The sequence below is a fragment of the Telluribacter humicola genome, assembly GCF_017355935.1.
GTDB classification, from domain to species: domain Bacteria; phylum Bacteroidota; class Bacteroidia; order Cytophagales; family Spirosomataceae; genus Telluribacter; species Telluribacter humicola.
This window is the reverse complement of record NZ_JAFIQT010000006.1, coordinates 1-26992: the sequence shown is the minus strand read 5'-3', so window position 1 is coordinate 26992 and position 26992 is coordinate 1. Positions and strand designations below refer to the sequence as shown.

Sequence of the window (26992 nt, the reverse complement as noted above, 5' to 3'; positions counted from 1 at the left end):
CTTATAAATCAGTTATTTATAGAGAGAGAAAACAGACGTTTGTATTTTATAAAACCTGGCAAAAAAAGAGGCATAATGTGTAAAAACAGGTGTCTGGGCAGATAGCATTACCCTCAAAAGCTTCCAGTTTCAATAAAAATGGCAGATAGACAGCGAAATAGAGGCACAGAATATTCTTTGGCAGGCTGGTCATGGCTTAGGCGCCGCTCAGTAAATTTTTTTCGTCATTTTCTGAAGCAATCTATCCTAAGTACGCTCTTCATAGTACTTGTTACCCTATTTATCAGCTTTCGTCCGCACTGGGGTTTCTGGGCTCACCGTCATATCAACCGCCTGGCTGTGTACCGACTGCCGCCCGAGATGCTGGTCTTCTACAAGAAGCACATTGGCTACCTGGCTGAAAACGCTGTCAATCCCGACCAGCGCCGATATGCTATAGTCGGGGAAGCTGAACGACACTATATAGATCTTGATGTGTACGGTGACAGTGCCCTGCAGGTACTACCCCTTTACTGGTCGGCCGCAAAGGAGAAATTTGGCGAAGACAGTTTACGCAAGCATGGTATAGTACCCTGGTACATCCAGACTGCCACCTACCAGCTAACGGAAGCATTCCGGGCCAAAGATGCCAAACGTATCCTGCGTATTTCGGCGGATCTGGGCCATTATGTGGCGGATGCTCACGTACCGCTGCATACAACCCATAACTACAACGGTCAACTCACCGGTCAGGTAGGTATCCATGCCTTTTGGGAATCCCGGCTGCCGGAGTTATTTGCTGCTGACTTTGAGATGTGGACGGGGCCTGCTGTCTATATTGAAAATCCGGCACGGGCGGTGTGGGACGTAGTAGCCCGGACTCATGCAGCCACCGATTCGGTACTTGATCTGGAGAAGCAGCTAAGTCAGGAATTTAATGACGACAGGAAGTATAGCTACGAAACCCGGAACGGGATACTGGTCCGTACGTACTCTTCTGAATTTTCCAGAAGGTACCATCAGCTACTGCAGGGGCAGGTCGAAAGGCAAATGAAGGCTTCGGTACGTATGGTTGCCGATATATGGTATACCGCCTGGATCAACGCCGGTCAGCCTGATCTGGCTCCTCTGGCAGAGCTCCGATTTACGGAAGAGGATAAAAAACAGGAAGCCGCCGAGCAACAAGGGTGGCTGCGGCGGCTTCTGCGGGTCAGACCCGAGGCGGATGATATTACGCCTCCGATCCGGTGATTTGCTTCATATACTGAGCGTCCTGCGCCATACTGGCCATTACTGACTCTGGATACTCTTCCTGCTCCACGATATAGTGCTTCATACCATTGTCAGCCGCCACCCTCAGAATCTTGGGAAACTCGATAACACCCTGTCCGAGGTTAACCGAATGAGGCTTGGGCTCACGCTGCAAATCCTTGATGTGACACAGTTCATAACGGCCGGCATACTTGGTCAGGTGCTCGGTAGGATCAACCCCTGCCGCCACAATCCACATCAGGTCAAGCTCATACATTACCAGTGAAGGATCTGTGTTGTCCAGTAGTATGGCCTGTGGCATCTGTCCATCCAGCATCTGGAACGAGTAGTCGTGGTTGTGGTAGCCAAACTTGACACCTGCCTTATTACAGATTTCACCTCTTTTGTTAAACTCTTCGGCTCTTTTCTTCCACTCATCGATGGTTTTCTGAGGACCTATGTACGGCTGAAGTACGTAGCTAAGTCCAGCCTCAGCAGCCTGACCGGCCAACTTTTCCAGATCTTTGGTGGTATCAGCGTGGGTACTGACCGCGGTCATTCCCACTTCATCCATATAAGCCTTAAATTCTTTTGGAGACATACCCCAGAATACCCCCTGGTCTCCCTGATAGCTCTCCACCTTTTTATACCCCAGGTCAGCCAGTTGCTTTATCACACCCTTTGGATCTTTGCCGATCAGGTCACGAACACTATACAACTGGATTCCAAAATCAGATGCAACCGATAAGTTTGTTGAGCCGCCTGTTACCGTCGTATCTCCTTCGGCGGTGGCTCCTTCGCTGGAACTACCGGATTGTGAACAGGAAGTAAGGGGCCAGGTTAGAGATCCGGCAGCAGCTATACCAGCAGCTTTCAGAAAGAAACGGCGATTGTATGCCATAGATAAGTAAGCTTAGGGTTAATTTTTAACTAATTTTGTATGTTTAGTAACAGCTATAAGGCTGCAAAAGGCCTAATTTAACTGATAAATCCTAAAATGACTCGTAATAACACTTCATCATACAGCGAATTACCCCGCATCATTTTAAACAAAGGCAAGGAAGAAGCCCTTAAACGCCTGCACCCGTGGGTGTTCTCGGGAGCTATTGCCAAAGCAGATAAACAGGTAGAGGATGGTGACCTGGTACAGGTAGTAAGTGCCTCGGGACAGTTCCTGGCCATCGGGCATTACCACGACGGCAGCATCAAGGTCCGTATCCTTACTCATACCCCTACTGATATCGGACCGGAGTTTTGGGAAAGCAAATTCCGCAATGCCTATGAAGCCCGCAAACAACTTGAACTACCCGCTACCAACTGCTTCCGTCTGGTACACGGCGAAGGCGACGGCCTGCCCGGCCTGATCGTGGACTACTACAATGGCGTAGCTGTACTACAGGCACACACCATAGGCATGCACCGTACACGTCATGAACTGGCCGAGGCGCTAAAAAGGGTTATAGGAGAAAACCTGATAGCTATATACGATAAAAGTAAAGAAACCCTCCCCGGCTCGTATGCATCGACGATCCAGAATGGCTACCTCTACGGTGAAGTACCCCTCCCCCATAAGGTGGAAGAGTACGGCCGTGCGTTTGAGATAGATTGGGAGAATGGGCAAAAGACGGGGTTCTTCCTGGATCAGCGCGAAAACCGGAACCTGCTGGCTCACTATGCCGCCGGCAAGAAAGTCCTTAATGCCTTTTGTTACTCGGGTGGCTTTTCGGTGTATGGTCTTACAGCCGATGCGGCCGAGGTACATTCGGTTGATATTTCGGGAAAGGCTATGGCGCTATGTGAGCAAAACGTCGCGCTTAACGAAGGGCAGGATCGCCACCACAGCATTACTGAAGATGTCATGAAATGGCTAAAAGTGGAAGAAGAGCAGTATGATATAGTAGTACTCGATCCACCGGCCTTTGCCAAAAGCCTGTCAGCTCGGCACCGGGCGGTACAGGGCTATAAGCGGTTGAATGCCGAAGGACTTAAACGAGTAAAACAAGGAGGGCTGCTATTCACCTTCTCGTGTTCGCAGGTGGTAGATCGTGAGCTGTTCTACAATACTATAGTGGCGGCTTCGATGGAAGTAGGTCGTCCGGTACGGGTACTACACCAGCTTACGCAGGGGCCCGATCACCCGGTAAATATATTTCATCCTGAAGGTAGCTACCTGAAAGGTCTGGTAGTACGGGTAGATTAATAACTTATATCAAGAAGGAGACTTGAATGGAATTTCTGGACTACTTAAAGCAGAAGAAAATAGACGCTCAGGCTTTTGAAAAGGCTGAACCGGATCGATTTCGGGAGTGGCAGGAGCTATTCGGAGAAATGCATCCGGAAAGCTTCACCACTCAAAAGAAGTTCCTCGTAAATGATGTACGCAGGCGATACTTGCTGGCCAGTGATGATAAGATCTGAGGCCAGTCTCTGACAAAAATTAGGATAAATGGTAGTAGTACCACCATGATCAGGCATGTAATAACCAGCGCAACCAGCCAGATAACTCCCATCAATATTCTTATAATCACTGCTGCCATACTAGTAGTCTTTCGTTATGAAAAGACCAATAGTATGCCAGTAGGGTTGGAAGTAGTCACTGCCTTAGCAGAGAAAACAATGACCACTTGATAATTTTTTGTTGCTACTCTTATATATAGTTGTTTCTTAGGGCCATTGTCACCACTTATATAATATCTGTGATCAGTTGCTGCTACTACCACCGTTGACCCTGAACATGACGGCAGAAGACTACATTGAGCAACAAACGCCCCAGATGCGCAGTCTACTTTATGCACTGCATAAGGTACTTATACAATCTGACGATAATATCACTTCAAAGCTAAACTGGGGGATACCCTTCTATTACTACCGCGGAGCATCGTGGTGCTACCTGGCCTATATCAAAAAATGGGGGTGTGTAGAAATAGGATTTACTAAAGGCCAGCTACTAACCAACGCTACAGGTTTACTGCTGGAGCGGGGCCGAAAAACTGTCCGCTCCATTGAGTTTAGAAGCTACGATGACTTTCTTGATCGTGAAGAAGCCGTCAGAGAATTGATACAGGAAGCTCTCCTGCTCCAAAACAGACAGTATGGCTACCTGCCACAGATGCCCCGATAGTCACAGTATACACAAACATTAAGGTCCTGCGTTTGGCGGAAGGGTTCTTCAGGATTGAGCAGACCACTCACCAGTACTTTCAGCAACCGCTCCGACTCCGCTATAAAGGGCTCAGCCCCACCATCTTCCACCAGGTCCAGCTGACTGGCTTTGAGACTGGTTGGCTCACGGAAGGAGTAGAAGCCTGATTGAATCCGGTAGCTTTCGGAGGGGTATGTCACATCATTGATCACCAATCCTGACCCGTCCACCATCTTTTTGTACATGAGGTACTTGTACAGCCATAGCTGCCGCTCGTACCCGGCTTTGATATCCGTATCAGTAAGCAGGATCTGTTCTTTCTTTACCGGATCAGACAGGTTCCTTGAGCCACTCAGCTGCACGCTACCTGTTTTGTAGTCCATGACATAGAGGGTACCGTCATGGCTCAGCTCCACACGGTCTATCTTTCCGCCTACCTGTATCGTGACAGGTGTTCCTCCTATTTCAAGCTGCACTTCGGCCCGTAGGGGCTGCTCGGCGGCAATGACCTTTCGGCGCGGCTGTACCGCCATCTGGTGGTTCAGGAAGGTAAGTATCTGCTGCTCCCCGATCTGGTAGTAGATGCGGTTGAGCCCTTCCTCGGTCACATAGCCCCGGAATAGTTGTTCAAACTCGCTTCTGAGTACGGCCCTGATCTGCTCTTCGGTAGGATCAGTCCCAAGGAGGAAGTACTCCTGGTCTAAGCGTTCGAGGCTGGCGTGTAGCCAGGTACCTATCTTATCCATGCCCAGGTCCTCTTCGATCTCTTCCTTGTCCTCTACCCCCACGATATGCTTGAGGTAAAACTGCATGGAGCAACGGACCAGCTGATTGAGGTGCGTTGGGTACAGGCCTTTGGTACCAAGGTGGGTACGGATTGAGGCCAGCATCGGCTCATCTTTCACTACCTCTTCGCTCAGTTTCTCGACCTGCCTTTCCTCAAACTCCACTACTTTATTTACGACCTGAATAGCCTTGTTGTACTGGGTCAGCTCAAACTCTACCTGCTGCACAAAACGGCTCTTTTCCCCTCCTCCCGGTGAGTCGTTGGTACTTACGTACAGCATATGTACATCCTTGGCTCGCTGCAATAGCCGGTAGAAGTGGTACGACATGACCGCCTCCTGGTGCTGGTGCGTAGGTAGCCCTACCTCCTGAGCTATATCAAATGGTATGAGTGAGTTTTGTTTTTTGGCCTGGGGAAGTACGCCTTCGTTGAGTGAGAGGATGATAATCCGTTCAAAGTCCAGGGCCCGGGTCTCTAGCATACCCAGGATCTGCAACGGGCTGATGGGCTCCCCACTAAATGGAATACGGGTCTGCCGGATCAGCTCGTACAGGAACGAACGCAGCGTACGCAGTGTCAGAGGTTCAGACCGTCTTTCCAGCGTTTGTTCAAACTGCTTGAGTAGTGTAAAGAACAAGTATAGGTACTCCGTTTCGAGAGCATTCTTATAATCGCGGTATACCTCCCGCAGCAGATCGATCAAATCATAGAACGTCTGAAGTACCTGCTTGGGATTGTCTTTGGCCCAGCTGGTAAAGAGTACCTTGAACAGGTCGTGACCTTCGGCTATGGTATGTAGGTCATCACCACTCAGAAAAACCCGGTTGTTATCGGTAATCTCCCTAAGGGTACGCTGGATGGCGGTTAGTCCGTCCGCGCCGGGTCCCATGGCGATCTGCTCGTAGTGTCGGACAAAGGGGTGGTTAAGTACCTTGGTAATGGACTTATGGTTGAACTTAGGTATGCGTAGCGTTCGACCATCCTTGGCTTTAAACTCGGCTACATTCTGCTGTAATTCAAATATACAATCAATGAGGGTATACAGCATGGAGTTCCGCAGCGAAAGCCCCATCGTCACGTTCAGGTCTGTAATGCCTTCATCCAGTGAGTACAGCATGGGCAGGAGCAGGTTCTCATCGGCCAGTACAATGGCAGTCGGCACCGGTGCCTCCAGTTCATCCCCCACCTTCATATCGGCGTAGAGCTGTCCGGCTACTTTGGTCTGTAGGGTAGCGTTGGGTACCGCGTAAGTAGTAATGGTTTTGGCAGATTTGGCCAGGCCATCTCCCGTCCACTTCCAGCCACCAAAGGTAGCGCTGTCCCGGTACTCTCGCAGGCTGGTACCGGCTTCCACACCAGTATTTTCGGTCATGTAGTATTGGTCCGTATCCCAGAGTACCTCCGCACGGCTGGCTTTAACGAGTTTCTGAATAATCTTCTTTTCGGACTCTGTAAATGCGTTGAACCCGGCGAAGTAGATCTTCTCGTAGTCGGTCCGGGTGAGCAGCAGTTCGTCCACATGCTCGGCCAGCTGGCGGTAGGCCATACCACGATAAGCCTGTCCCTTTTCGAACAATCTGGCCCGGAAGGCAGCGTATACTTTCTTTATATTTTCAAAGAGTGAAAAGTACTGCTTGGTACCTCCTGTGTTCTGAAGGCTACGGCCATCAGGCAGATCTTTCTGCCAGCGCTCCACGGCCTTGGCCTCCGACATATAATCAAAGAGGTAGTCGGTATCGACCAGGTATTGATCGATCTTATCCAGATCACTTATCAGTACCGACGCCCAACCCATAAACCGGTCGAACTGTACCTGAGGATCTATCTCCTTAAAGGTCTCATACAATTCAAACAGCAGGCTTACTGAATCGGCTACTTCCAGGGTACAGATGCCTTCCACAAAGTCATCAATGGCCTCTACCATGGGACTAATCAGGGGCGTCTTGGTCGTATTGGCCAGCTCCTGCTTCACATAGAATGCGGCCCGGCGCGTGGGTACCACAATGGCGACCTTTTCCATGGATGATCCATGCCGCTCTAATATATGCTCTGCTACAAGATGGAGGAAGGTAGTCATGTTCAGTATCGAGTATGGGTTATGGTGCGCAGGCGGAGTCCGCAGGGTATTAGCAAGTATCTACTTCTTTTTATATTTAGTCTAATGCATACGGTCACCGCGTGCATCGAGGCTCATCATAATTTCAGCTTCAGCGGTCAGTAGTTCTTTCCACCGCTGGCGAACCTGCTCGTGGGGCATGTACTCCTCGGCCAGTTCTATAAAGGTACGATAGTGTCCGGCTTCAGATACCATCAATTCATGATAAAACTTCCGCAGGCTCTCATCACTGATATGCTTTGATAATAATTTGAACCGCTCACAGCTCCGGGCTTCGATTAGCGCACAGAACAGCAACTTGTCCAGGAAGGCCCGGTTAGAGTCTCCTTTCTTATAAAGTACTTCCCTCAGCCGATTTACATATTCATCCTTACGCTGGTGCCCAAGTGGAATATTGCGCTTGCGTAGCTCTTTGAGTACCCGCTGAAAGTGTCCCCACTCCTCCGCCACAATGGGCGTAAGTACCTCCACCATCTTGGTTTTATCGGGATAATATACAATGAGTGAAATACAGGAGGAAGCGGCTTTCTGCTCACAGTAGGCATGGTCGATCAGGATCTCACCAATCTGCATCTCGGCAATATTCACCCACCGTGGATCAGTGGGTAGTTCAAGTCCCAGCGTAGTAAGTGACATGTAGGTAGGGCTATATGCTTTAGGCTGTATGCCTTAGGCTTTTAGTTTCTATTTATGAATTAATCTGTCGGCTCATCCTTTTGATTGAAGCCTTCTGCGCATATAATTGGATTATTGCATACAGCTTATAGCCTACTGCTTAAAGCTTAATCAAACAACGGCCAGCTGATACCAAAGGTGAATGTGCGGCGGAGCCCCAGGTAGCCGGGGGTAGTAAAGTAACCGGGTACGCCCAGGCCTTCGTTGAGGTGCGTCATTTTCAGAAGCAGCCTGACCCGGCGAATCCGCATATTGGCAAATACATCCACTACCGCGTAGCGATCCACCATGGAATTATTCTGCAGGTAGAACTGCTGCGTCAGGGGCATGTAGGCATCAGCCAGGTACGACGACTTATAATGTACGGCTGTACCTAACTGGATGAATAGGACTTTGGCATAAATAAAATCATAGGTCAGCTGCGCACTCACGAAGAGGGGTGGTATACGTAGCACATCCGGATTGGAATTGAGTGTATAGTACGTAAGGGCTGAGGCATTCCAGCGATTAGCATTCCAGCGCATGGCTCCCCCGAAGCGTAGTAAACTGAACGAACCTCCCAACTGCTGGGGCCGACCGGTGGTATCGTAGTACACGTAGTTAGTGACCAGATGGTACTGCATTTCGGGCTCCAGAGTCAGACGACCTAAACGCAAGGGTATGGAACCGTAGATGGTATTTGCTCCCGTCAGGTTAAAGTTATTGCGCCACTGCATATGGTTGCTGATGTACCGCTGCATGAGCAGATCCGGAGTCCAGAAGGCAGTCTGGTACCCGGCTTTGACCCAGCGCGTCGACAATTCACCCCGGATCAGGAAGTCCCGGCCCAGCAGGTGCTGCGCCTCGGCGGTCAGGTGCTGCGTTGAATCCTTCAGGTAATAGCTCACCCATAGCCCCAGAATATTCTCGAAACGGGTACCGTAGCGATAGGTAGCCAAGGTCGTATCGGTCACATTGTAGGAATCTTTCATGTTGTATATTCGCTGCCGCAGGTAAGCCCGGTAGTTGAAGCCCGAGAATGTCCCCTTGATCCCCATCTTGTTTTCCACGATCCGGTAGTCCACTTCCTGCCGGGTCGTATCCTGATCATAGACCGGGAATGGATAGACACCATTAGTAGCTCCACGTTGGGGATCGGTATCGTCGTAGCGGTTGATAACGCGACGGTACTCGGCCTGCTGAAACAACTGAAAGCCATTGGCCAGGCGGTACTGGTGATACAGGTGGAATACATTGCGGCGCTCCCACGAGCGGGTATTGTCACCCAGGCGGGCGGGGCCCTGATAGTTATAGATATCCCTTATGGCACCCGTACTATCCTCCTGCAGCCCCCCCTGCTCCTTGACCTGGTGGTTGAGGTGGCGGAAGTGCCCGAGCAGGGTGTACTTCTTATCCTTGGAAGTATAGTTGGTATGTGCCAGGAAGGTCCAGTTCTGCGCCAGGTTTGCTTCTGAATTAACGGCGCTGAATGTACCATACTGTTTATTGGAGGTGAAGCGCTGAAACTGGAAGCCCGCGTTCAGCCGGGGGTTGATGTTCTGGTTGAAGCCAAACCGCAATATATTACGCCCTCGTCCTCCCATAAAGAAGGTCATGTCCGTAAAGGGGGAGCGGGTATTGAAATACTGTACTTCATCGGCCCGGATAGCGTACGGATCATACGCCCGAAAGCCCAGCTCGGCCCCGACTTCGGTGCGGGGCTGGAAGAATACGTTGCGGGTAGCAGTTCCCAGATTACCCAGGTTGACCAGGCGGTCCCAGGAGCGATCTAACCACGTCCAGCGGTGAAAGTTATCCAGCGTGGTATCAACCCGGTAGCGCACCGAATCCCGGTTGTTCAGAATATCATCCTCAAAAAAATGCAGTGCAGTATTAGGGCCGTATATGTTTTTGGTACTGTCGTCGAGCTGTACTCCACCACGGGTTCCCCCTCCTCCTAACCCGCCGCCGCCACTGTGCATCCCGCTAGGAAGCCGGATCCCCCCCGGCAGTCCCTGTCCATAGGATACAGAACATAATAACAGGCCAATGAACAAAAAAAGTAATGCGTAACGGTTCGTTTTCATACAACAGGTTAATTCCGCCGAGCGGCATTCAGCAAAGGTACCTGGACAGCCTTATCCAACCATTGCTCAAATAGGTTCTGATCGTCCCCAAAGTCCATACGGATGGGCAGATACAGAAACTGACTGACTACCCCGGCCGCCGTAGCCAGCGGGTAAAGCTTGACCTTGTCCTTTTCGGTCGTAACCACAAAAGTACCTTTTTTTACGTATTTCAGCAGGTCTTTGAGGTCCGACGGACTGTAATCGTGATGGTCTGGATATATAACTTCTTTTACCACCTCAAAATTATCACGTAGGTAGGCCAGAAATGGCTCCGGGCGGGCTATTCCGGCCAGAGCTACCACCTGCTCAGGCAGAACTTCTTCTTCACCAGCGTACGCCACCGGCTGCTCGTAACGCACCGAGGCAAAAAATACCGGCGTGCCGTGGCGGGTATAGCGACTAATCTGCTGCTTTATCTCCTCTTTTTCTGCCTGTGCTAATCCGGCCGGACATTTGGTCACTACCACGGCATCCGCCCTGGTGGCGCCACTTCGCCCCTCCCGCAGGTACCCGGCCGGGAATGGGTGGTCATTATAGAAAGGGCGGTTGTAGTCATTGAGCAGGATGTTGACGCTGGGCCGGATGCCCCGGTGCTGGTACGCGTCATCCAATAGCAACAGGTCAACGTCAGGGAATAGAGCAGTTATCTGTCGGCTGCCTTCGGCCCGGTTTTCACAAACAGTCACCTTTATCTCTGCACCAAATTTTTGATAGTATTGTAAAGGCTCGTCACCAATGGTCCTGGCCGTTGCACCTGGGTCAGCCACTCTAAATCCTTTGGTACTTCTGCCGTATCCCCGACTCAGTGTAGCAATTTTTTGTTTATCTTTAAAGTAACGAATCAGGTACTCAACCATGGGTGTCTTACCCGTCCCTCCAACAGTCAGATTACCTACCGAAACTGTAAACTGAGCAGGTGTGAATGAGGCGAATACTCCCTGATCATATAGCTTGTTACGCAGAGCAGTAATACCTTTATAGAGCCAGGCCGCCGGTTGCATTATTGTAACCGATCTATGATGTTGGCCCCCAGAAGTACTATTGTTACGTTTATTTTTCATATAATTGAGGCTTGTTTTAGACCCAGACTCCCGCTCTACATGTCATTAAAGATTGAATACCAGCCATATACCCTGGATTTTAGATTCGAAGCAGGTACCTCAAGAGGGGTACTTACCAGAAAAACGTCATGGCTGATCAAAATTTCGGACGAAGAGCAACCCGGAGTCGAAGGGTACGGTGAGTGCGGCCCGCTTGCGGGGTTGAGTGTCGACGATATACCTGACTTTGAGGTACAGCTGGCGGCGGTCTGTAAGTTGTTCAATAGTCTTGACCTGGAAGTATTTCCGTTCAACCTGCCCATCATTCTCCAGCAGGTCATTCCTAACAATCTGCCTTCGGTGAGGTTCGGAATAGAAACGGCGCTACTTGACTTCATGAACGGAGGTACCAGGGTTATTTTCAATAATGCATTTACCAGGGGTGAAAAGGGAATAGCTATCAACGGGTTGATCTGGATGGGCAATGAGGACTTCATGGCGCATCAGATCGAAGAAAAGCTGGATCACGGCTTTACCACTCTCAAAATGAAAGTAGGCGCACTGGACTTTGAGCAGGAGTGCCGTTTATTGAGCTCTATCCGCTCACGCTATACCCCCGACCAGATTACCCTTCGGGTAGATGCCAACGGTGCCTTTGATGCCAACGAGGTAACCGAAAAGCTCCAGCGACTATCGGAGTTTGAACTGCACTCCATCGAGCAACCCATCCGTACGGGGCAGTACGACCTGCTTACCCGCCTCTCGACCAGCTCACCGATAGATATCGCGCTGGACGAAGAACTCATCGGCAAGTTTGACTACATGGAGAAATTCAGTCTGCTCAAAAAGATCCAGCCCCCATTCATCATCCTGAAACCTACCCTACTGGGTGGCTTCCAGCACTGCCGTGAGTGGATCGAGATAGCCCAGCGCCTGTCCATTGGCTGGTGGATCACTTCGGCTCTTGAATCCAATATCGGTCTCAATGCCATTGCCCAGTTTACAGCTCAATACGAAAATGCCCTGCCACAGGGGTTAGGTACCGGTTGTCTGTACCATAATAACATCCCCTCTCCCCTGAGGGTACACCAGGGCCACCTGTACTATACTGAGTCTATTAACTGGGACCTATCCTCCCTGCAATCCGGCTGGATTACCGCCTGATCCTTTACTCGTAGTTGACCCAGTCGATCCCTTTCTGAAGCAGCTCCATAGTACGCGCTTCGGGAGTACCCTCTTCCGGTAGATGATTGTATGCCCACTGGGCCTGCGGCGGCAAACTCATCAGAATGGACTCGGTACGTCCGCCCGTCTCCAGCCCGAACTTTGTCCCCCGGTCCCACACCAGGTTAAACTCCACGTAGCGCCCACGGCGCAGGTACTGCCACTGTTTTTCGGCCTCGCCAAAGGGCTCGTCCCGGTGCTTGCGCATCAGGGTGGTATAGATAGGGGCGAAGCTCTCTCCTACTCCTTTTACTAAATTGAAAAGCTGCTCCTTGCTATGCTTTCCTACTATGGACTCTTCGCCCGCTGCGCAGGGCTTGAGATAGTCAAAGAAAATACCTCCGATGCCCCGGGTTTCTTCGCGGTGCCTGATGTAGAAGTAGTCATCCGCCCAAAGCTTGTATTCGGGATAAAAAACCGGATCGTGCTGGTCACATACCTCTTTCAACTGAGTATGAAACCAGCGGGCATCCTCCTCTACTACGTAGTGAGGAGTCAGGTCAATGCCGCCACCAAACCAGCTCGTCCCGTTACTGAGCTCGAAGTACCGTACATTCATGTGGATGATGGGTACCCGCGGACTGTGCGGGTGCATCACAATGGATACCCCGGTAGCAAAGAAGTGCGCCTCCTCCCCTTCGGGTAGTTCCATCTGGGCGCGCAGACGCGGATGTACTTCTCCCCGTACACCCGAAAAATTGACTCCCCCTTTTTCTAATACGGCCCCATCCTGGATCAGTCGGGTTCGGCCACCTCCACCGGAATGGTGTACCCATTGGTCCTCCTGAAACTTCCCCAGACCATCTTCCTGCTCAATAGCCGCGCAGATCTGGTCCTGTAATCCTTTAAAATATTCTTCTATTTGATGAGCTTCCATATAGTGGCTATTTGTACTGCGATAATTCAGCCGCCTGATCAGGTAATCCAACGCCGCGGCCTAGGACTGCAAAGCTACAAGGAAGTATCTAAATATCCCTATCAGCCTTTTTACCCTGATTACGGGTCAGTATAGAGATTCTACCGGTTGGTCAACCAAACCGGTCAGTCAGTAGGATCTCTATTGGCTGTCCGAAATCCTATAACTTATTTTGAATCAACAATCACCAGTAAAAAAGTCCCCAAAGTGAAACTCGCCGACAACTACCGCGTACGCATTATCGGAATTGCCGTGATCACGGCACTCCGCTTCGGTTTTTACAGCAGTGAAATGCTGGCGGGAACCGAACCTTTTACGTGGGAAGGTGTACGTGGTAATTTCATCTTTACGTTTATCTCGGCTATACTCATGTGGGAGATCAGTAGGGCGGTTGTGGTATACTATCATAAAGTATCCCCTATTTCCAAATCATCGGACTGGCGACTTATGATAGAAGCACTCTATCTGATAGCAGCCAATGGTATGCTGTATGTACTCACCATGGCCGTTTTCTTTTATATGGATTTTGAGGGACACCCTCGCTATGTTTTTCTCCTCTTCGGCCTACTGGACCGCATCCTGTACGGCATACTAATCGGAGGCTTTTATGAATTATTATTTCTGGTAAAAGCATGGAACACGGCTACGCAGGAGGCTGAGCAGCTCAAAAAGGTGAACCTGCTGGTACAGCTCGAGTCCCTGAAAAATCAGGTAAAACCGCACTTCCTGTTCAACAGCCTCAATACCCTCACCGGACTGGTGGAGAAAGACCCGGACCGGGCGGTAAAGTTCATTGCAGAGTTGTCGAAGGTGTACCGCTACCTACTGCAGAGTAACGAAAAAGAATTGATTGGGCTCACCCAGGAGCTGCAGTTTACGGAGGCCTACTTCTTCCTACTGCAGACCCGCTTTGGTACCGGCATATCGCTGGACGTTCGGGTTGATGAGGCGGCCCAACAACTACAGATCCCTCCCCTGACCCTGCAGATACTGGTTGAAAACGCGGTGAAGCATAATCAGGTATCCGTACGCAAGCCCCTGCGGGTAGAGATCAGGTCTGAAGATGGGAAATGGCTGGTGGTAGAAAATAACTTTCAGCCCAAGCGGCAGGCTGCTCCCTCCAATGGTATGGGGCTGAATAACATTACGACTAAGTACCGCCTCCTGAACCAACCTCAGGTGCAGATATTCAACGACGAAACCAACTTTACGGTCAAGGTACCCCTCTTAACTCCTATACCCGCATGAAACTATTTATCATTGAAGACGAGGCCGTTGCCTCCGCACGTATCCAGGAATTGGTACATAGAGCCGCTCCGGACGCTACTATTCTGGGAGTTGCCGATAGCATTGAAGAAAGTGTGAGCTACCTGAGTCAACACCCCATGCCTGACCTGATCCTGATGGATATCGAACTGGTAGACGGCCAGAGCTTTGAGATATTCAATGAAGTAGTTGTTACCTGTCCGGTCATATTCACGACGGCTTATGATGAGTTTGCCCTTAAAGCATTCAGGGTACATAGCATCGACTACCTGCTCAAACCCATCCAGCTGGAAGATCTGCAGAATAGTCTGAACAAGTTTCGTCAGCTGCAGGCGGTATATAGTACCGGACCGGCCCTCAATGTCAATCAGCTGATCCAGGAGCTACGGAGTACGTCCCTGCCAGCCACTCCGATGTTTCGGCAGCACTACCTGGTACGCCAGGGTCAGCATCTGATATCGGTAGGTATTGAGGATGTCGCCTACTTCTACAGCGAAGACCGCGTCAGCTTCCTCAAAACCCACGATGGGCGCTACTACGCGCTGGACTACCCGCTGGAAGAAATTGAGCAACAGGTAGACCCGCAGCAGTTTTTCAGGGCCAGCCGCAAGTACCTGGCTACCCGGAAGTCTATCCACCATATCTATGTTCACCTCAACGGCAAGTACAAGGTTGACCTCAAGCCTGCTATCAAGGATGAGCTACTGGTCAGCCGTGACCGGGCACCGGAGTTCCGGAAATGGCTGGGTGCCTGATCTCAATGTATAAAACCATTTTTTTATCTAATAACTATAAACAACTAGTAGCCATGAACAACAAAACACTTTCACTACTGGCCCTGCTGGGCGCTCCAACTATGGCCCTGGGTGTACTGGGCGGATACTACTTTCCCTCCCTCGGTGACTCTTGGTTTACAGCAACATGGGGCATTATCTACATCACCACCTGGATGGCAGGAGTAGTATGTATGCAACGCATGAAAGCCACGGGTAACAGCCGATTTGGCAAAGCACTCCTGTGGATACTTATCTGCACCCTTACTATTGCTGATATCTCAAATACTTTCTGGGTCATCTACCCCGAAGGCAAACCGGATGCTTTCTTCTACCTAGACCTGTGCTGGCCGCTGAGCCATTTGCTGATGTTGCCCGTTGGTATCATGGTTATCCTGGCCAAAGGCCTACCTGGCTGGTACCGGTATGTACCCCTGGCGCAGGGATTCTGGTTGCCCGTAGCTTTGGGTTCAAAGTTTGCCTGGGGCGAGGCAGAAAGCTCACTGTACCTGGGTTGTGTCTATTCGGCAGTTGCCTGGGTACTGATGAGCCTGATTCTTTATCGGCAAAGTCAGAAGGAAGAGATACACTCCACTTCTGTGTTGCAAACGGCTTAATCTTACCCTTTCAGTTCCATAAACAGCTTTACTGAATATAGCCATGAAAAACTCAACACTTGCTCTACTCGCCCTGCTGGGCGCTCCTACCCTCTGGCTGGGCTTCTATATTGAAGGCCGCTTCCCCCATCTTTCCAACTCCTGGTTTACGGGGCTATGGGGCATCATCTATATGTGCGCCTGGATGTGCAGCATTGTTTGTATGCAACGGCTGGAGGTTACCGGGAAGAGTCGATTTGGTAAAGGCATCCTCTGGGTGCTACTGGGTACCCTTACTCTTGCCAATATATCTAACCTGATACTGGTAATTTCGCCCAACCACAAGCCTGACTACTTTTACCTGCTGGACGCTTTCTGGCCCATCAGTAATTTCCTGATGCTACCCATCGGCATCACGGCATTCGTAGCCAGGGGACTCAGTGGCTGGAAGCGATACATTCCGCTGCTGCCGGCGTTGTGGTACCCGGTCCTGGTCACTTCCATGCTGCTACTGGGACGTACTACTGCCACGGGCCTCATTCTGGGTATTCACTCCGCTATAGGCTGGACCCTACTGGCGCTGGCACTGTACCTGGAAACCAGGAAGAATGTAGAAAAGGAAGAGGTCGCATACGCACTGGCCTAGAATAGGTACCGTGACTACAAAAAGGGCCTGCAATAGCTATTGCAGACCCTTTTTGTACACTTTCTTATTTACCTAACCTAATGTTGTTTAGCACCAGTACCTCCAGAAACTCATGCAGCTTCCGCGGGTCCTTTTCCTGTCCGAAGTCAGTTAGTGACGGCAGGTTGTGCATAAAGAAGTACTGAAAGTGAGCCATCTCCACCAGGGTACTGGCCAATGACCGGGGGAAAGGATAATCAGGATTGTATTCAGTAAAGAGGTTGGCTATACGGGCACATAAGTCCTTGTAGGGTTTAAAGAGCTGTGCCTTATTATTCTCTTCTACATCTTTAGTCAGGTACACCTTGTTGCTTTCGGCTATAACGATCTGGTACAGAGCCTTGTGGTCAATATCGCTCCCGCCTATATTATCATCAATTTCTTTGGAAAGTAGCTCGATCACCTTCCTGATTTTCATTTCCGGATCGGTTATATTATTGATCTGGTAAAGGACCTGGTACTCCAGCAGGTTCCAGTACCAGGTTACCAGGTACACCAGCAGGCGGTGCTTGTTCTCAAAGTACCTATAGATACCCGCTTCAGTGGTATGAACGGCCGCAGCCAGCTTCTTAAAGGTAAAATCTTCAAAGCCTATTTCGTAAATAAGGAGGATACTCTGCCGCACAATCTTTCTTCCCAGCTCCGTTGACTCCGGATCCCTCAAAAAAAGATTCTCATTCATTTTAATCCTTATCTGTAATTCCATCAGAAACAGCAGTTGGCTTGGGTTGAAGTGAAAGGACAAAGGTAGTAGAATTTAATTATAGAACTATCAATACTGATAGTAATTTATTTTTTTGTGATAGCTTTACTATCATTTCAAAAAGTAGATATATATTTGCAGCGTAATCATACTACCGATCATGCAATCACTACTTGACCCTGTCGTCCTCTTCTTTTTGCTTGGCGCCTTTGCCGGAATGGTCAAATCTGATCTGCGTATTCCGCAGGCGTTTTATAATACATTGAGTATCTATCTATTATTATCTATCGGGATTAAAGGAGGGATTGAGCTGTATAAGAATAGTCTGTCAAGTATAGCCTTACCCGCCCTGGGAACGATCGCACTGGGGGGAATTATAACCGTAATAGCCTTTCTGATCCTGAAACATCTGGGCAAGTTTGATAAGACCAACGCCGTTGCCATCGCTACGCACTACGGGTCAGTGAGTGCGGTTACGTTTGCCGTAGTACTCAGCTACCTGCGCGACCGCCACGTGGGCTACGAAGAGTACATGACGGTACTGCTGGTTATGCTGGAGATTCCTTCCATAGCGGTAGGCATATTTATGGCTAAATGGAGCAATGGCCCCACCCGTATGAATCCTAAGGCCCTGTTTCATGAGATATTTCTGGGGAAGACGATCCTGCTGCTGGTAGGTGGACTACTGATCGGCGTCGCCACTGCCTACACCGGCAATCAACAGCTCAACTTCTTTTTCTTTGACCTGTTCAAAGGATTTCTGGCCGTATTTATGCTGGAAATGGGGGTAGTAGCCTCCAAGCGTTTCCCGGACCTGAAGAAAGTAGGCTTATTCCTAGCAAGCTTCGGCATCATCATGCCACTCCTTTCGTCCCTGATCGGAATTGGAGTAGCCATCATGACCGGGCTATCGGTAGGTGGGGCTATCGCCCTGGGTACTATGGCAGCCAGTGCCTCCTACATTGCAGCACCGGCGGCCATGAAAATAGCGCTTCCCGAGGCCAATGCCACCTACTACCTGACGGCATCACTCGGGATTTCGTTTCCGTTCAATATCATATTCGGGATACCGATCTACTACTTCCTGGCTCACTACCTGTACCAGGTGCTGGGATGATCGCACAAACTGATAATACAAAAATTGGTTGTAAACTTGGAGCAAACCTTCAGGTACTTGTAGAAAATACTATCGACAATAAACCCACTCAATGGATACCAAACTTATTCATACCATTTGTAAACAACTAAGTAATGCCTTAGGAAAGGGCGAGGGGAAACCCCACACCATTCCCGATGGTATTTACTCGGTTACCTACTCGTCGGATGAATTATCACGCTTTATCAGTGATCTTATATCCACAGCCCATAAGTATAATCTTACTTTTGTTGGTAGTCATATAGCTCCTACTAAGCTGGATCAGCTATTAGGAGAGTCTAACTATCCTATCTTATATCTGGAACGGGAAGGGCAGAACATTGTACCAGTGATCGGAGGTAAAACGGTCAAAGGCACTCCCCTGCACGAACGTATCGAGGCACAGGGGCGCGTTACTACGGCACAATCCCCGGTGCGTAATCCGGTAGTTTTTCAGGATACTCCTGATACCGCTAAAAACGGCCAGGCGATGTACTTCACGGCCTTTCCGATGGAAACCCTGGTAAGTATGAACCAAAAGCCGGGTGAAAGTCAGAAACCACTCACACCTTTGCAACGGCTTTACCGGCTCCTCACCAACGAGCGCAAGGATATCGGGTATATCTACCTCTATGCCATTGTCGTTGGTATCATAACGCTCTCTATTCCACTTGGTTTTCAGGCCATTATCAACCTTATATCAGGAGGAATGGTATTCAGCTCGGTGTACCTGTTGGTGGGGCTTGTAATCCTGGGGGTATTGCTTACGGGTATCCTGCAGATCTACCAGGTTTCGCTGGTGGAGGTGTTACAGCAACGGGTATTTGCCAAGGCGGCCTATGAGTTTACCTACCGTACCCCCCGCATCCGAACCGACGCGCTGCTGGGCTACTACCCGCCCGAGTTGATGAACCGCTTTTTTGACGTGATCACGGTTCAGAAAGCCCTGCCCAAGATCCTGATCGATATTACCGGTGCCGTACTTCAGATTATATTTGGTATCCTGCTGCTGTCATTCTACCATCCCTTCTTTATTGCATTCGGGCTGCTTACGTTCGGTATCCTGTCACTAATCATCTACTTCAATGGTCCCAAAGGTCTTCAGACAAGTCTGGTGGAGTCCAAGTACAAGTATAAGGTAGTGCAGTGGCTGGAAGATATCGCCAGGTCTTTAAACTCATTCAAACTGGCCGGTTCGTCTAACCTCCCCATTGATAAGATGGATGGCTATGTCAACAACTACCTCAATTATCGTAAAAATCACTTTAAGGTACTGCTGACGTTTTTCTGGCATGCCGTAGGCTTCAAGACCACGGTGATCGGAGGTCTGCTCATCCTGGGAACCATCCTGGTAGTAAACCGTCAGATCTCGCTCGGACAGTTTGTAGCTTCTGAGATCGTAATCGTGCTATTGACCAGCTCCGTCGAAAAATTGATCCAGAGTATCGACGTCATATTTGACGCCCTGACGGCCGTCGAAAAACTGGGCGCAGTCACCGACCTGCCGCTAGAAAAGGACGAAGGATTCAACTTCAAACCCGCCGATGTAACCAAAGGGCTGTCCCTACAGGTTGTAAACCTGAATTATCAATACGATGAGCATCATAAATACACCTTACGGGATGTATCATTCACGCTTAATGCAGGCGAGCGTCTTTGTATTACAGGTACTAATGGTTCGGGTAAGGACACACTCCTGAAAGTACTGTCGGGACTGCTTACCAACTATGAGGGTGGCGTCATGTACAATGGTATATCACTGCGCGACCTGAACGTCAACAGCCTGCGTACCTACATCGAAAAAAACGTCACCAATGACGATATTTTTGAAGGTACTATCCTGGAGAATATCACGCTGGGCCGTAAGGGAGTAACCTTAGATGATCTGGAATGGGTGATTAATGCGCTAAAGCTAAATGAAGTGATAAGCCGCCAACCGGAGGGAATTAATACTATGATGGTACCCGGTGGGCGTCGCTTCTCGGAAAGCTTTATCAAAAAAGTTACCATAGCCCGATCTATTATCAACCGGCCTCGCCTGCTGATGATCAATGACCTGCAGAGCCTCGAGAAGTCCGAGCGTATGCGGATCGTAAACTTCCTGACCGACCGTCAGAATCCATGGTCACTCATCATTATATCCAATAACCCGGAAAAGATGAAGCTGTGTGATAAAGTGATGGTTCTGTACGAAGGAGAGATCATTGCCTTAGGTAACTATCAGGAAGTCAGCAAGGACAGTCGTTTTCAGAAACTGATCAACCACCAATTGGAATCTGTGTAGGTACAATCTGATACGAAACAGGATAAACTAACTAGTAACTATGCTTAATATATCTCGTCAGCGAGTTAACGACGAAGTAATACAAAAATATAATCTCCAGGCGCTTAGTACCCTCAGTACACCACGTACGGGATTACGTTTTGCCCGGATGATGCGGGTGATCGTGGTGATCGTGGTGGTAACGCTGTTTCTGCCCTGGCAGCAGAATATCCGCGGTACTGGTAACGTAACTGCCTTCAGCCCTACCGACCGCCCTCAGAATATTCAGAATGCCATACCCGGCCGCATCGAAAAATGGTATGTTGATGAAGGACAACTGGTCCAGGCGGGAGATACCATCCTGGCCCTGTCAGAGATCAAGGATGACTACCTGGACCCCCAGGTACTGGCACGTACGCAGGAGCAGATCGAAGCCAAAAAGTCAGCCATCGGCAGCTACGAAGATAAGGTGGTAGCGCTGGATCAGCAGATAGAGGCGCTCCGGTCAGGACTCCAGCTCAGTCTGCAGAAAGCCCGTAACAAGGTAGATCAGGCCCGGCTGAAAGTGTTAAATGATAGTACTGATCTAATCGCCCAGCGTACCAACTACCAGATAGCGCAGACCCGCCTCCAGCGCTATGAGCTGGGTTATAAGGACGGGCTGTTTTCGCTTACGGATCTGGAAACACGTCGTCTTAAACTGCAGGAAGACAACGCTAAGCTAGTCTCGCAGGAAAACAAACTGGGTATCGCGCGTCAGGAACTGATCAATGCCCGCCTTGAGCTGGGGTCTTTACAGGCCGAGTACCAGGACAAAATATCCAAAGCCATCTCGGACCGTAGTACTGCCCTTTCCAGCCTGGCCGATGCGCAATCGGAGCTGTCTAAACTGGTGAATAAGTTTGCCAACATCGAACAGCGTCAGAACCGGTACATAGTAAGGGCACCTCAGTCAGGCTTTGTAGTACGGACCCTTAAAGCTGGCCTCGGCGAAACCATCAAGGAAGGGGAATCCGTAGCTACGCTGCAACCTCATAATCCTAACCGGGCCGTCGAGCTGTACATCAGACCAACCGATGTGCCACTCGTAACAATAGGTCGGGAGGTACGGCTGGAATTTGACGGATGGCCGGCATTACAGTTCGCCGGTTGGCCTGATGCTTCAATAGGTACTTTCGGAGGTATAGTCCAGGTGGTGGACCAGGTTAATAGTGCCAATGGCCAATACCGGCTACTGGTTACTCCCAAGCCGGATGAAGAGTGGCCCGAGGCCATACGTATCGGATCGGGTGTATACGGCTGGGTAATGCTCAACGATGTACCGGTATGGTACGAGCTCTGGCGTCAGCTCAATGGCTTCCCGCCGGATCTGAATCAGAAGCAGCTGGATAAAATAACGGCTTCGCCCAAGGAGGAAGGAAAGAAATAGTAATGACGGCTCTGAGCGAGCCAGTTAGGCTAAATGAAATGAACCATGTTAAGATACAGCTATCTGCTACTTATAGCAGGCTTACTTTGTAGCAACATCACTCAGGCGCAGATTCCCGACAGTTCAAGGGTATTTACGTACCGGGAGTTTTTTCAGCAGGTACTCAGCTACCATCCTGTGGTACAGCAGAGTGACCTGATCGCTGAGAGCGCCCGGCGTGACCTGCTCATTGCCCGTGGCGGATTGGACCCCAGTATTCAGGGTACCTTTGACCGAAAAGTGTACAAGGGCAAGGAGTACTTCAACCGCAGCGATTTTTTCCTGAAAGTACCCGTGTGGCTGGGTGGTGCTGACCTCAAGGTTGGGTGGGACCGCAACGTGGGCGAAACCCTCAGCGATGATATTCGTACCGGTCCTGAAGGTATTACCTACCTGGGCCTGACCGTACCACTGGGCCAGGGACTATTGATCGACTCCCGACGCGCTACCCTCAGGCAGGCCGTACTATTTCAGGATATTGCCGATGCTGAGCGGGTTAAGGCGGTCAACAAGATTGTACTGACCGCCGCGAAAGACTACTGGAACTGGTACTTTGCCTACCAGCAGTACCGGCTCATTCAGGATTTTTACCAACTGGCCGAAACCCGCTTCCGGGCTACCCGCCAGCGGGCCCTTATCGGGGATATAGCGGCCATTGATACCACCGAGGCCCTCGTGACGCTACAGGACCGGCAGGTACAGTACAACCAGGCGGTACTGGATCTGCAGAATGCCCGGCTGGTCTTGTCTAATCATTTGTGGGGAAAAGAACGGGTACCTCTCGAACTACCCGATGACGCCATCCCTCAGCAAACGGCGGGGCGAATACTGACGGATGCTACCCTGAGTGACCTTCTGCAGCAGGCCCGGCTCCGACACCCCGAACTGCTCAAGTTTGAAATCAAGAGTCAGCAGTTACGTATTGATGAACGGCTCGGGCGCGAAATGCTTAGGCCCAGTATATTCTTCAATGCCTCTACGCTCTACCGCGGGTTGTCCTTTAACGGTTCTGAAACCAAGTCCGGCTTTCCTTACCTCAACGATAACTATAAGTTCAGTGTTGATCTCTACCTCCCGCTGCTCTTTCGGAAAGAAAGAGGCAAATTACAGCAAATCCGGATTAAGCAGCTGCAGAATGACCTGGAGCTGACCCAGGCCCGGCGCGAAGTATCCAATGAAATTAACGTGGCTTTTAATGAGGTAAAGCTGCTGGAAGATCAGATCATTGTACAACAACGTGCCGTCCAGAATCAGGAGCTGCTCCTGAACGCCGAGATCAGGAAGTACAACATTGGAGAGAGTTCCCTGTTTCTGGTCAATACCCGCGAGGCTAAGCTCAATGAATTACGGGTAAAGGTAGAATCACTGCGAACAAAATATGAAAAAGCTCTGGCTACCCTGCTTTTCGCCGCCGGATTAGCCGATTGGCAGCAGTAGAGTTTTCAGGATTGCTAAGATATGTTTTACCTTCGTTGCTGATAACCTGCAACGAAGGTATTTTTTGTCTTTACAAACACATGATACGATTTCTACTCCTTTTATTATTCTGTACTACTATCAGCCGGGCTCAAACCGTTACTTCCACATTGAGAGGTCAAATCACGGACGCGGAGACCCACCAGCCCCTCCCCAACGCCAGCGTACAGCTGATTCCATCAGGTACCGGTACTACCTCCAATGACCAGGGGTATTTCCGATTCGGCAATCTACCCGTCGGACGTTATACCGTAGCAGTCAACTACCTGGGTTACCAGACGCTCACCATTCCGGAGGTACTGGTCGAATCAGGAAAAGAACAAGTACTGGATATCGAGCTTAGCCCAGCCAGCACCCAGCTGCAGGAGACTACCGTCAGGACCACTCGGCCGGCCGCTATCAACAGTATTCAGCCCATTACCATTGAGCAAACCCTCCGCTACGCGGCTACGTACATGGATCCGGCCCGTGTTACTACTTCCTTTCCGGGAGTAATCCTATCCAACGATCAGGCCAACGGACTGGTGATCCGGGGTAATACCCCCAATGGGATGCAGTGGCGGCTGGAAGGGGTGGAGATTGTCAATCCTAACCACCATACCAATGCCGGTACCATCAGCGACCGCCCTACCCAAACGGGTGGTGGCGTCAATATCCTCAGTACCCAGCTACTGTCTACCTCCTACTTCCTGACCGGTGCTTTCCCTGCTGAATATGGCAATGCCCTATCGGGAGTAATGGATATGAAGCTCCGTGCGGGAAACAACGAGAAGCAGGAATTTACCGCTCAGGCCAGCCTGATCGGCTTTGATGTGGCGGCTGAAGGGCCCTTCTCCAAAAATTCAAAAGCCTCCTACCTGGTCAACTACCGCTACTCCTTTACAGGATTACTGGGAGCTATGGGGGTGAATTTTGGAGGGGAGGATATCCGCTACCAGGATCTATCCTTCAACATCAATGTACCTACCCAACGAGCCGGTGAGTTTACCATCTTTGGTGTAGGAGGTACCAGCAGCAATATTTTCAAGTCCCAGCCCGACACAGCCCAATGGCTGGTTCAGAAAGATGGCTTCGATATTGACTATACCAATAAAATGGGAGCACTGGGTTTGACCCATACGATAAACCTGGGGCCACGTACCGGCTTGCGTACGGTAGCGGTGGCATCAGCCCTGAGCAGCCGTCGTGACAGCTACGTGCACTCTATCATCAACACAGCCGACCGCTATCCTGCAGAGAGGGATGCTGTTGATAAAACAAGGCTGTCGTTCTCAACGGCGTTGTCCCATCGGCTGGGGGAGAAGAACCTGCTCAAATCCGGTATATTCCTTACCTACCAGGATGACGAAATCTTATCCATAGGCCGGGTACTGGCTCAGGGTCAGCTACAGGGTCTGGTCGTACAGCCTTACCTCTCCTGGCGCTGGAACATTACCCCTACCCTAACCTCCGAAGCCGGCCTGCACTACCACAGCTATACTTACAACAAGACCAACTCCCTGGAGCCCCGGGCTTCCCTGCAGTGGCAGGCTACTCCCCGGCAGGTACTTAGTCTGTCGTACGGGCTGCACAGCCAGTTGCAGCAGCCACAGGTATACCTGGCCATCAAGAACAGCAATAGCCGGCTCATGGAACGCCCCAACCGCTACCTCGACCTGACCAAGTCACACCATCTGGTAGCGGGCTATCAGTACCACCTTTCCAACTCGAGCAGCCTCAAGGTAGAAGCCTACTGGCAGGAGCTCTACGATGTACCCGTCGTAACACTATCACCGGCGGTGAGCTACCGGGTACTCCCCAGCTTCTCGACGCTGAACCTGGTCGAAACGTACGTAGATCAGGAATTAGAAAATGCCGGAACGGGTCGCAATGTGGGGCTTGAAGTATCCTACCAGAAGTTCCTGACCGACTCGTACTACATGTTGATATCCGGCTCCCTCTACAACTCCACCTACGTGGGCGGTGACGGTATCCGGCGCAGTACCCGCTACAACGGCAACCATACCTTTAGCTTTACGGGAGGTAAAGAGTACAAGACCAACCGGAATGGCATCTGGGGTATCAACACCCGAATCCTGTGGTTTGGTGGCTTCCGTGACACCCCTATCAACGTAGAGGCTTCGCGTAGTGAACTGGCTACGGTGTATGAGGTGAATAACGCGTTTACGGTAAAGCTTAAGGACTACTTCCGCCCCGACCTGCGTATCTACTGGAAGAAAAACAAGGAGAGGTACAGCCGTACGCTGGCCCTGGACATCCAGAATATATCCGGCACTCAGAATGAGTCGTACCGGTACTACGATGTATGGCAGCGGAAGGTCGTACAGCAGTATCAGTTGGGTCTGATTCCGGTACTTAGCTACCGCTGGGAATTCTAGTCCCGGAATGGTTCTGGAATCTTTCTGTTTCCAGAACCATTCCTACTTAATAATTGTAGTATATTTGCAACCAACAACGGCTAGTGTGACCTGCTACCGTTGATCGCTTTTCAAAATGGGGGTGACTGGTTTTGACAGCGGGTTGAAGGTCTGTGTGTAAGCATGTCGGGAGTTGAGGGTATCTCCTGTAAAAAATGCCTTTCAAACAATAACAGGCGAAGCTTCTTACGCTATGGCCGCCTAATCTGATAGATTAGACGAATGCCATCGTCCCTCCGGTCCACGCATTGCCGAACGGAATCAGGGGCGTCGAAATGCGATGCTGGTCAGTATAGTGGTACGAAAAACTGACGAGATCCTAGTACCTAAGGCTTAGATGAAGGTCCGCCGTGAACCCTGTCTGAGCCCTACAATCCAATCACGGATAAGCATGTAGAAGACGCAGGGCTTCCCTGTTCTGGACGAGGGTTCGAATCCCTCCATCTCCACAACAAAGCATGTAAGTCAACTAGTTACAGGATTTACAAGCATTTTAACAACACTAGTTTAGAAAGGGAGCACTAACAGGTGTTCCCTTTTTTTGTAATTCTTTTGTGCTGCACAACGGTACTTGATGTTACTAATTAAACTCCCTTTTCAAGTCTGAAAGGGTTCATTATATACTGTGTTAAACTAAAGCCCAAATCTTAACGTTTTGAATTAGAACGGCTCCTTGATTAGGTTTAGACTTCTTCTCTTCCATCCTTCCTTCTTTTAGTCCTTCACCACACCCATTACCATCAAATCACAGATTACCATAACATGAAATTAAATGAAAAAGTAAAATTTGCTGCACTAGAAAAAAGTGAGTTCTTTCCGATCCTGAAAAAAAGGGTGGATCAGTATTTTATCGATAGCCATAACACACGTTATGCCGATAAAGGCATGATCATCAAGACCTCTGTATTACTAGCCCTCTACATAATTCCTTTTATTCTTTTGCTAACCTTGCAGCCTCCCTTCTGGGCTAGT

General features: G+C 50.1%; 21 protein-coding genes, 1 other RNA gene and 1 pseudogene. 16 read left to right on the top strand and 7 right to left on the bottom strand.

The annotated features are described in order from the left end of the window. Positions 1 to 138: 138 nt before the first annotated feature. Entirely contained in the window at positions 139 to 1230 is a 1092-nt protein-coding gene (locus JUB14_RS21075; protein ID WP_207508812.1) for a zinc dependent phospholipase C family protein, read from the top strand. On the opposite strand, the gene JUB14_RS21070 is transcribed toward JUB14_RS21075, so the two are convergent. Next, on the bottom strand, positions 1211 to 2131 hold the full coding sequence (locus tag JUB14_RS21070; RefSeq protein ID WP_207508811.1) for a sugar phosphate isomerase/epimerase family protein: 921 nt from the start codon (positions 2129 to 2131) through the stop codon (positions 1211 to 1213). The genes JUB14_RS21075 and JUB14_RS21070 overlap by 20 nt on opposite strands. A 96-nt stretch (positions 2132 to 2227) precedes the next feature. Between JUB14_RS21070 and JUB14_RS21065 the strand changes: the two genes are divergently transcribed. The 3 genes from JUB14_RS21065 to JUB14_RS21055 all read left to right on the top strand — a co-directional run bounded on the left by JUB14_RS21065 (position 2228) and on the right by JUB14_RS21055 (position 4351). Further along, positions 2228 to 3430, top strand: a complete 1203-nt coding sequence (locus JUB14_RS21065) for a class I SAM-dependent rRNA methyltransferase (RefSeq protein ID WP_207508810.1) — start codon at positions 2228 to 2230, stop codon at positions 3428 to 3430. Positions 3431 to 3456: 26 nt separating this feature from the next. Beyond that, a complete protein-coding gene (locus JUB14_RS21060; protein WP_207508809.1) occupies positions 3457 to 3648 on the top strand; it encodes a hypothetical protein in 192 nt (63 codons plus the stop codon). Positions 3649 to 3964: 316 nt separating this feature from the next. Further along, a complete protein-coding gene (locus JUB14_RS21055) occupies positions 3965 to 4351 on the top strand; it encodes a DUF1801 domain-containing protein (RefSeq protein WP_207508808.1) in 387 nt (128 codons plus the stop codon). On the opposite strand, the gene JUB14_RS21050 is transcribed toward JUB14_RS21055, so the two are convergent. The 4 genes from JUB14_RS21050 to lpxK all read right to left on the bottom strand — a co-directional run bounded on the left by JUB14_RS21050 (position 4327) and on the right by lpxK (position 11119). Then, on the bottom strand, positions 4327 to 7236 hold the full coding sequence (locus tag JUB14_RS21050; protein ID WP_207508807.1) for a PD-(D/E)XK nuclease family protein: 2910 nt from the start codon (positions 7234 to 7236) through the stop codon (positions 4327 to 4329). The two genes, JUB14_RS21055 and JUB14_RS21050, sit on opposite strands and share 25 nt — an antisense overlap. 81 nt (positions 7237 to 7317) lie before the next feature. Beyond that, a complete protein-coding gene (locus JUB14_RS21045) occupies positions 7318 to 7911 on the bottom strand; it encodes a MiaE family protein (RefSeq protein ID WP_207508806.1) in 594 nt (197 codons plus the stop codon). 146 nt (positions 7912 to 8057) lie between these two features. After that, the gene (locus JUB14_RS21040) at positions 8058 to 10016 is read right to left on the bottom strand and encodes a putative porin (RefSeq protein WP_207508805.1); all 1959 of its coding nucleotides are present in this window, start codon (positions 10014 to 10016) and stop codon (positions 8058 to 8060) included. A gap of 8 nt (positions 10017 to 10024) precedes the next feature. Beyond that, on the bottom strand, positions 10025 to 11119 hold the full coding sequence (gene lpxK / locus JUB14_RS21035; RefSeq protein ID WP_229368096.1) for a tetraacyldisaccharide 4'-kinase: 1095 nt from the start codon (positions 11117 to 11119) through the stop codon (positions 10025 to 10027). Between the two features lie 39 nt (positions 11120 to 11158). Here lpxK and JUB14_RS21030 point away from each other — a divergent pair, with 39 nt between their 5' ends. Continuing rightward, positions 11159 to 12262 (top strand): o-succinylbenzoate synthase, encoded by a 1104-nt coding sequence (locus tag JUB14_RS21030; RefSeq protein ID WP_207508804.1) that lies wholly within the window; start codon positions 11159 to 11161, stop codon positions 12260 to 12262. A gap of 4 nt (positions 12263 to 12266) precedes the next feature. Here the strand turns inward: JUB14_RS21030 and hemF are convergent, their stop codons facing one another. Then, on the bottom strand, positions 12267 to 13199 hold the full coding sequence (gene hemF, locus JUB14_RS21025) for an oxygen-dependent coproporphyrinogen oxidase (RefSeq protein WP_207508803.1): 933 nt from the start codon (positions 13197 to 13199) through the stop codon (positions 12267 to 12269). Positions 13200 to 13445: 246 nt separating this feature from the next. On the opposite strand from hemF, the gene JUB14_RS21020 reads away from it, so the two are divergent. The 4 genes from JUB14_RS21020 to JUB14_RS21005 are packed head-to-tail and all read left to right on the top strand — an operon-like array spanning position 13446 to position 16519. Next, positions 13446 to 14486, top strand: a complete 1041-nt coding sequence (locus JUB14_RS21020) for a sensor histidine kinase (RefSeq protein ID WP_207508802.1) — start codon at positions 13446 to 13448, stop codon at positions 14484 to 14486. Continuing rightward, entirely contained in the window at positions 14483 to 15259 is a 777-nt protein-coding gene (locus JUB14_RS21015) for a LytR/AlgR family response regulator transcription factor (RefSeq protein ID WP_207508801.1), read from the top strand. Before JUB14_RS21020 ends, JUB14_RS21015 begins: the two co-directional genes overlap by 4 nt. A 53-nt stretch (positions 15260 to 15312) precedes the next feature. Beyond that, positions 15313 to 15894, top strand: a complete 582-nt coding sequence (locus tag JUB14_RS21010; protein ID WP_207508800.1) for a hypothetical protein — start codon at positions 15313 to 15315, stop codon at positions 15892 to 15894. Positions 15895 to 15937: 43 nt separating this feature from the next. After that, positions 15938 to 16519: a hypothetical protein gene (locus JUB14_RS21005; RefSeq protein ID WP_207508799.1), complete on the top strand. Its 582-nt coding sequence runs from the start codon at positions 15938 to 15940 to the stop codon at positions 16517 to 16519. Positions 16520 to 16583: 64 nt separating this feature from the next. On the opposite strand, the gene JUB14_RS21000 is transcribed toward JUB14_RS21005, so the two are convergent. Further along, positions 16584 to 17240, bottom strand: a complete 657-nt coding sequence (locus JUB14_RS21000) for a TetR/AcrR family transcriptional regulator (RefSeq protein ID WP_207508798.1) — start codon at positions 17238 to 17240, stop codon at positions 16584 to 16586. A gap of 181 nt (positions 17241 to 17421) precedes the next feature. Here JUB14_RS21000 and JUB14_RS20995 point away from each other — a divergent pair, with 181 nt between their 5' ends. From JUB14_RS20995 to JUB14_RS20965, 7 genes and pseudogenes are all read left to right on the top strand, one after another. After that, positions 17422 to 18378, top strand: coding sequence for a sodium-dependent bicarbonate transport family permease (locus tag JUB14_RS20995; RefSeq protein WP_207508797.1), 957 nt, complete (start codon positions 17422 to 17424; stop codon positions 18376 to 18378). A gap of 91 nt (positions 18379 to 18469) precedes the next feature. Then, complete coding sequence (locus JUB14_RS20990) at positions 18470 to 20680, top strand: peptidase domain-containing ABC transporter (protein ID WP_207508796.1); 2211 nt, start codon at positions 18470 to 18472, stop codon at positions 20678 to 20680. Between the two features lie 40 nt (positions 20681 to 20720). Then, a complete protein-coding gene (locus JUB14_RS20985) occupies positions 20721 to 22088 on the top strand; it encodes an HlyD family secretion protein (protein ID WP_207508795.1) in 1368 nt (455 codons plus the stop codon). Between the two features lie 45 nt (positions 22089 to 22133). Beyond that, positions 22134 to 23564, top strand: a complete 1431-nt coding sequence (locus JUB14_RS20980) for a TolC family protein (protein WP_207508794.1) — start codon at positions 22134 to 22136, stop codon at positions 23562 to 23564. 80 nt (positions 23565 to 23644) lie between these two features. Continuing rightward, positions 23645 to 25981, top strand: coding sequence for a TonB-dependent receptor (locus tag JUB14_RS20975; RefSeq protein ID WP_207508793.1), 2337 nt, complete (start codon positions 23645 to 23647; stop codon positions 25979 to 25981). Between the two features lie 117 nt (positions 25982 to 26098). Then, positions 26099 to 26472, top strand: a transfer-messenger RNA (tmRNA) gene (ssrA, locus tag JUB14_RS20970). A 310-nt stretch (positions 26473 to 26782) separates the two neighbouring features. Continuing rightward, positions 26783 to 26992 (top strand): annotated as a pseudogene (locus JUB14_RS20965) (acyl-CoA desaturase); the annotation flags it as partial.

Coding starts and splice junctions, on each gene's coding strand:
- JUB14_RS20995 (WP_207508797.1), top strand. CDS start 17,422: ATGCAATCACTACTTGACCCTGTCGTCCTCTTCTTTTTGCTTGGCGCC.
- JUB14_RS21075 (WP_207508812.1), top strand. CDS start 139: ATGGCAGATAGACAGCGAAATAGAGGCACAGAATATTCTTTGGCAGGC.
- hemF (WP_207508803.1), bottom strand. CDS start 13,199: ATGGAAGCTCATCAAATAGAAGAATATTTTAAAGGATTACAGGACCAG.
- JUB14_RS21050 (WP_207508807.1), bottom strand. CDS start 7,236: ATGACTACCTTCCTCCATCTTGTAGCAGAGCATATATTAGAGCGGCAT.
- JUB14_RS21060 (WP_207508809.1), top strand. CDS start 3,457: ATGGAATTTCTGGACTACTTAAAGCAGAAGAAAATAGACGCTCAGGCT.
- JUB14_RS20980 (WP_207508794.1), top strand. CDS start 22,134: ATGTTAAGATACAGCTATCTGCTACTTATAGCAGGCTTACTTTGTAGC.
- JUB14_RS21045 (WP_207508806.1), bottom strand. CDS start 7,911: ATGTCACTTACTACGCTGGGACTTGAACTACCCACTGATCCACGGTGG.
- JUB14_RS21065 (WP_207508810.1), top strand. CDS start 2,228: ATGACTCGTAATAACACTTCATCATACAGCGAATTACCCCGCATCATT.
- lpxK (WP_229368096.1), bottom strand. CDS start 11,119: ATGAAAAATAAACGTAACAATAGTACTTCTGGGGGCCAACATCATAGA.
- JUB14_RS20985 (WP_207508795.1), top strand. CDS start 20,721: ATGCTTAATATATCTCGTCAGCGAGTTAACGACGAAGTAATACAAAAA.
- JUB14_RS21000 (WP_207508798.1), bottom strand. CDS start 17,240: ATGAATGAGAATCTTTTTTTGAGGGATCCGGAGTCAACGGAGCTGGGA.
- JUB14_RS21010 (WP_207508800.1), top strand. CDS start 15,313: ATGAACAACAAAACACTTTCACTACTGGCCCTGCTGGGCGCTCCAACT.
- JUB14_RS21055 (WP_207508808.1), top strand. CDS start 3,965: ATGACGGCAGAAGACTACATTGAGCAACAAACGCCCCAGATGCGCAGT.
- JUB14_RS21070 (WP_207508811.1), bottom strand. CDS start 2,131: ATGGCATACAATCGCCGTTTCTTTCTGAAAGCTGCTGGTATAGCTGCT.
- JUB14_RS20990 (WP_207508796.1), top strand. CDS start 18,470: ATGGATACCAAACTTATTCATACCATTTGTAAACAACTAAGTAATGCC.
- JUB14_RS21015 (WP_207508801.1), top strand. CDS start 14,483: ATGAAACTATTTATCATTGAAGACGAGGCCGTTGCCTCCGCACGTATC.
- JUB14_RS21005 (WP_207508799.1), top strand. CDS start 15,938: ATGAAAAACTCAACACTTGCTCTACTCGCCCTGCTGGGCGCTCCTACC.
- JUB14_RS20975 (WP_207508793.1), top strand. CDS start 23,645: ATGATACGATTTCTACTCCTTTTATTATTCTGTACTACTATCAGCCGG.
- JUB14_RS21040 (WP_207508805.1), bottom strand. CDS start 10,016: ATGAAAACGAACCGTTACGCATTACTTTTTTTGTTCATTGGCCTGTTA.
- JUB14_RS21030 (WP_207508804.1), top strand. CDS start 11,159: ATGTCATTAAAGATTGAATACCAGCCATATACCCTGGATTTTAGATTC.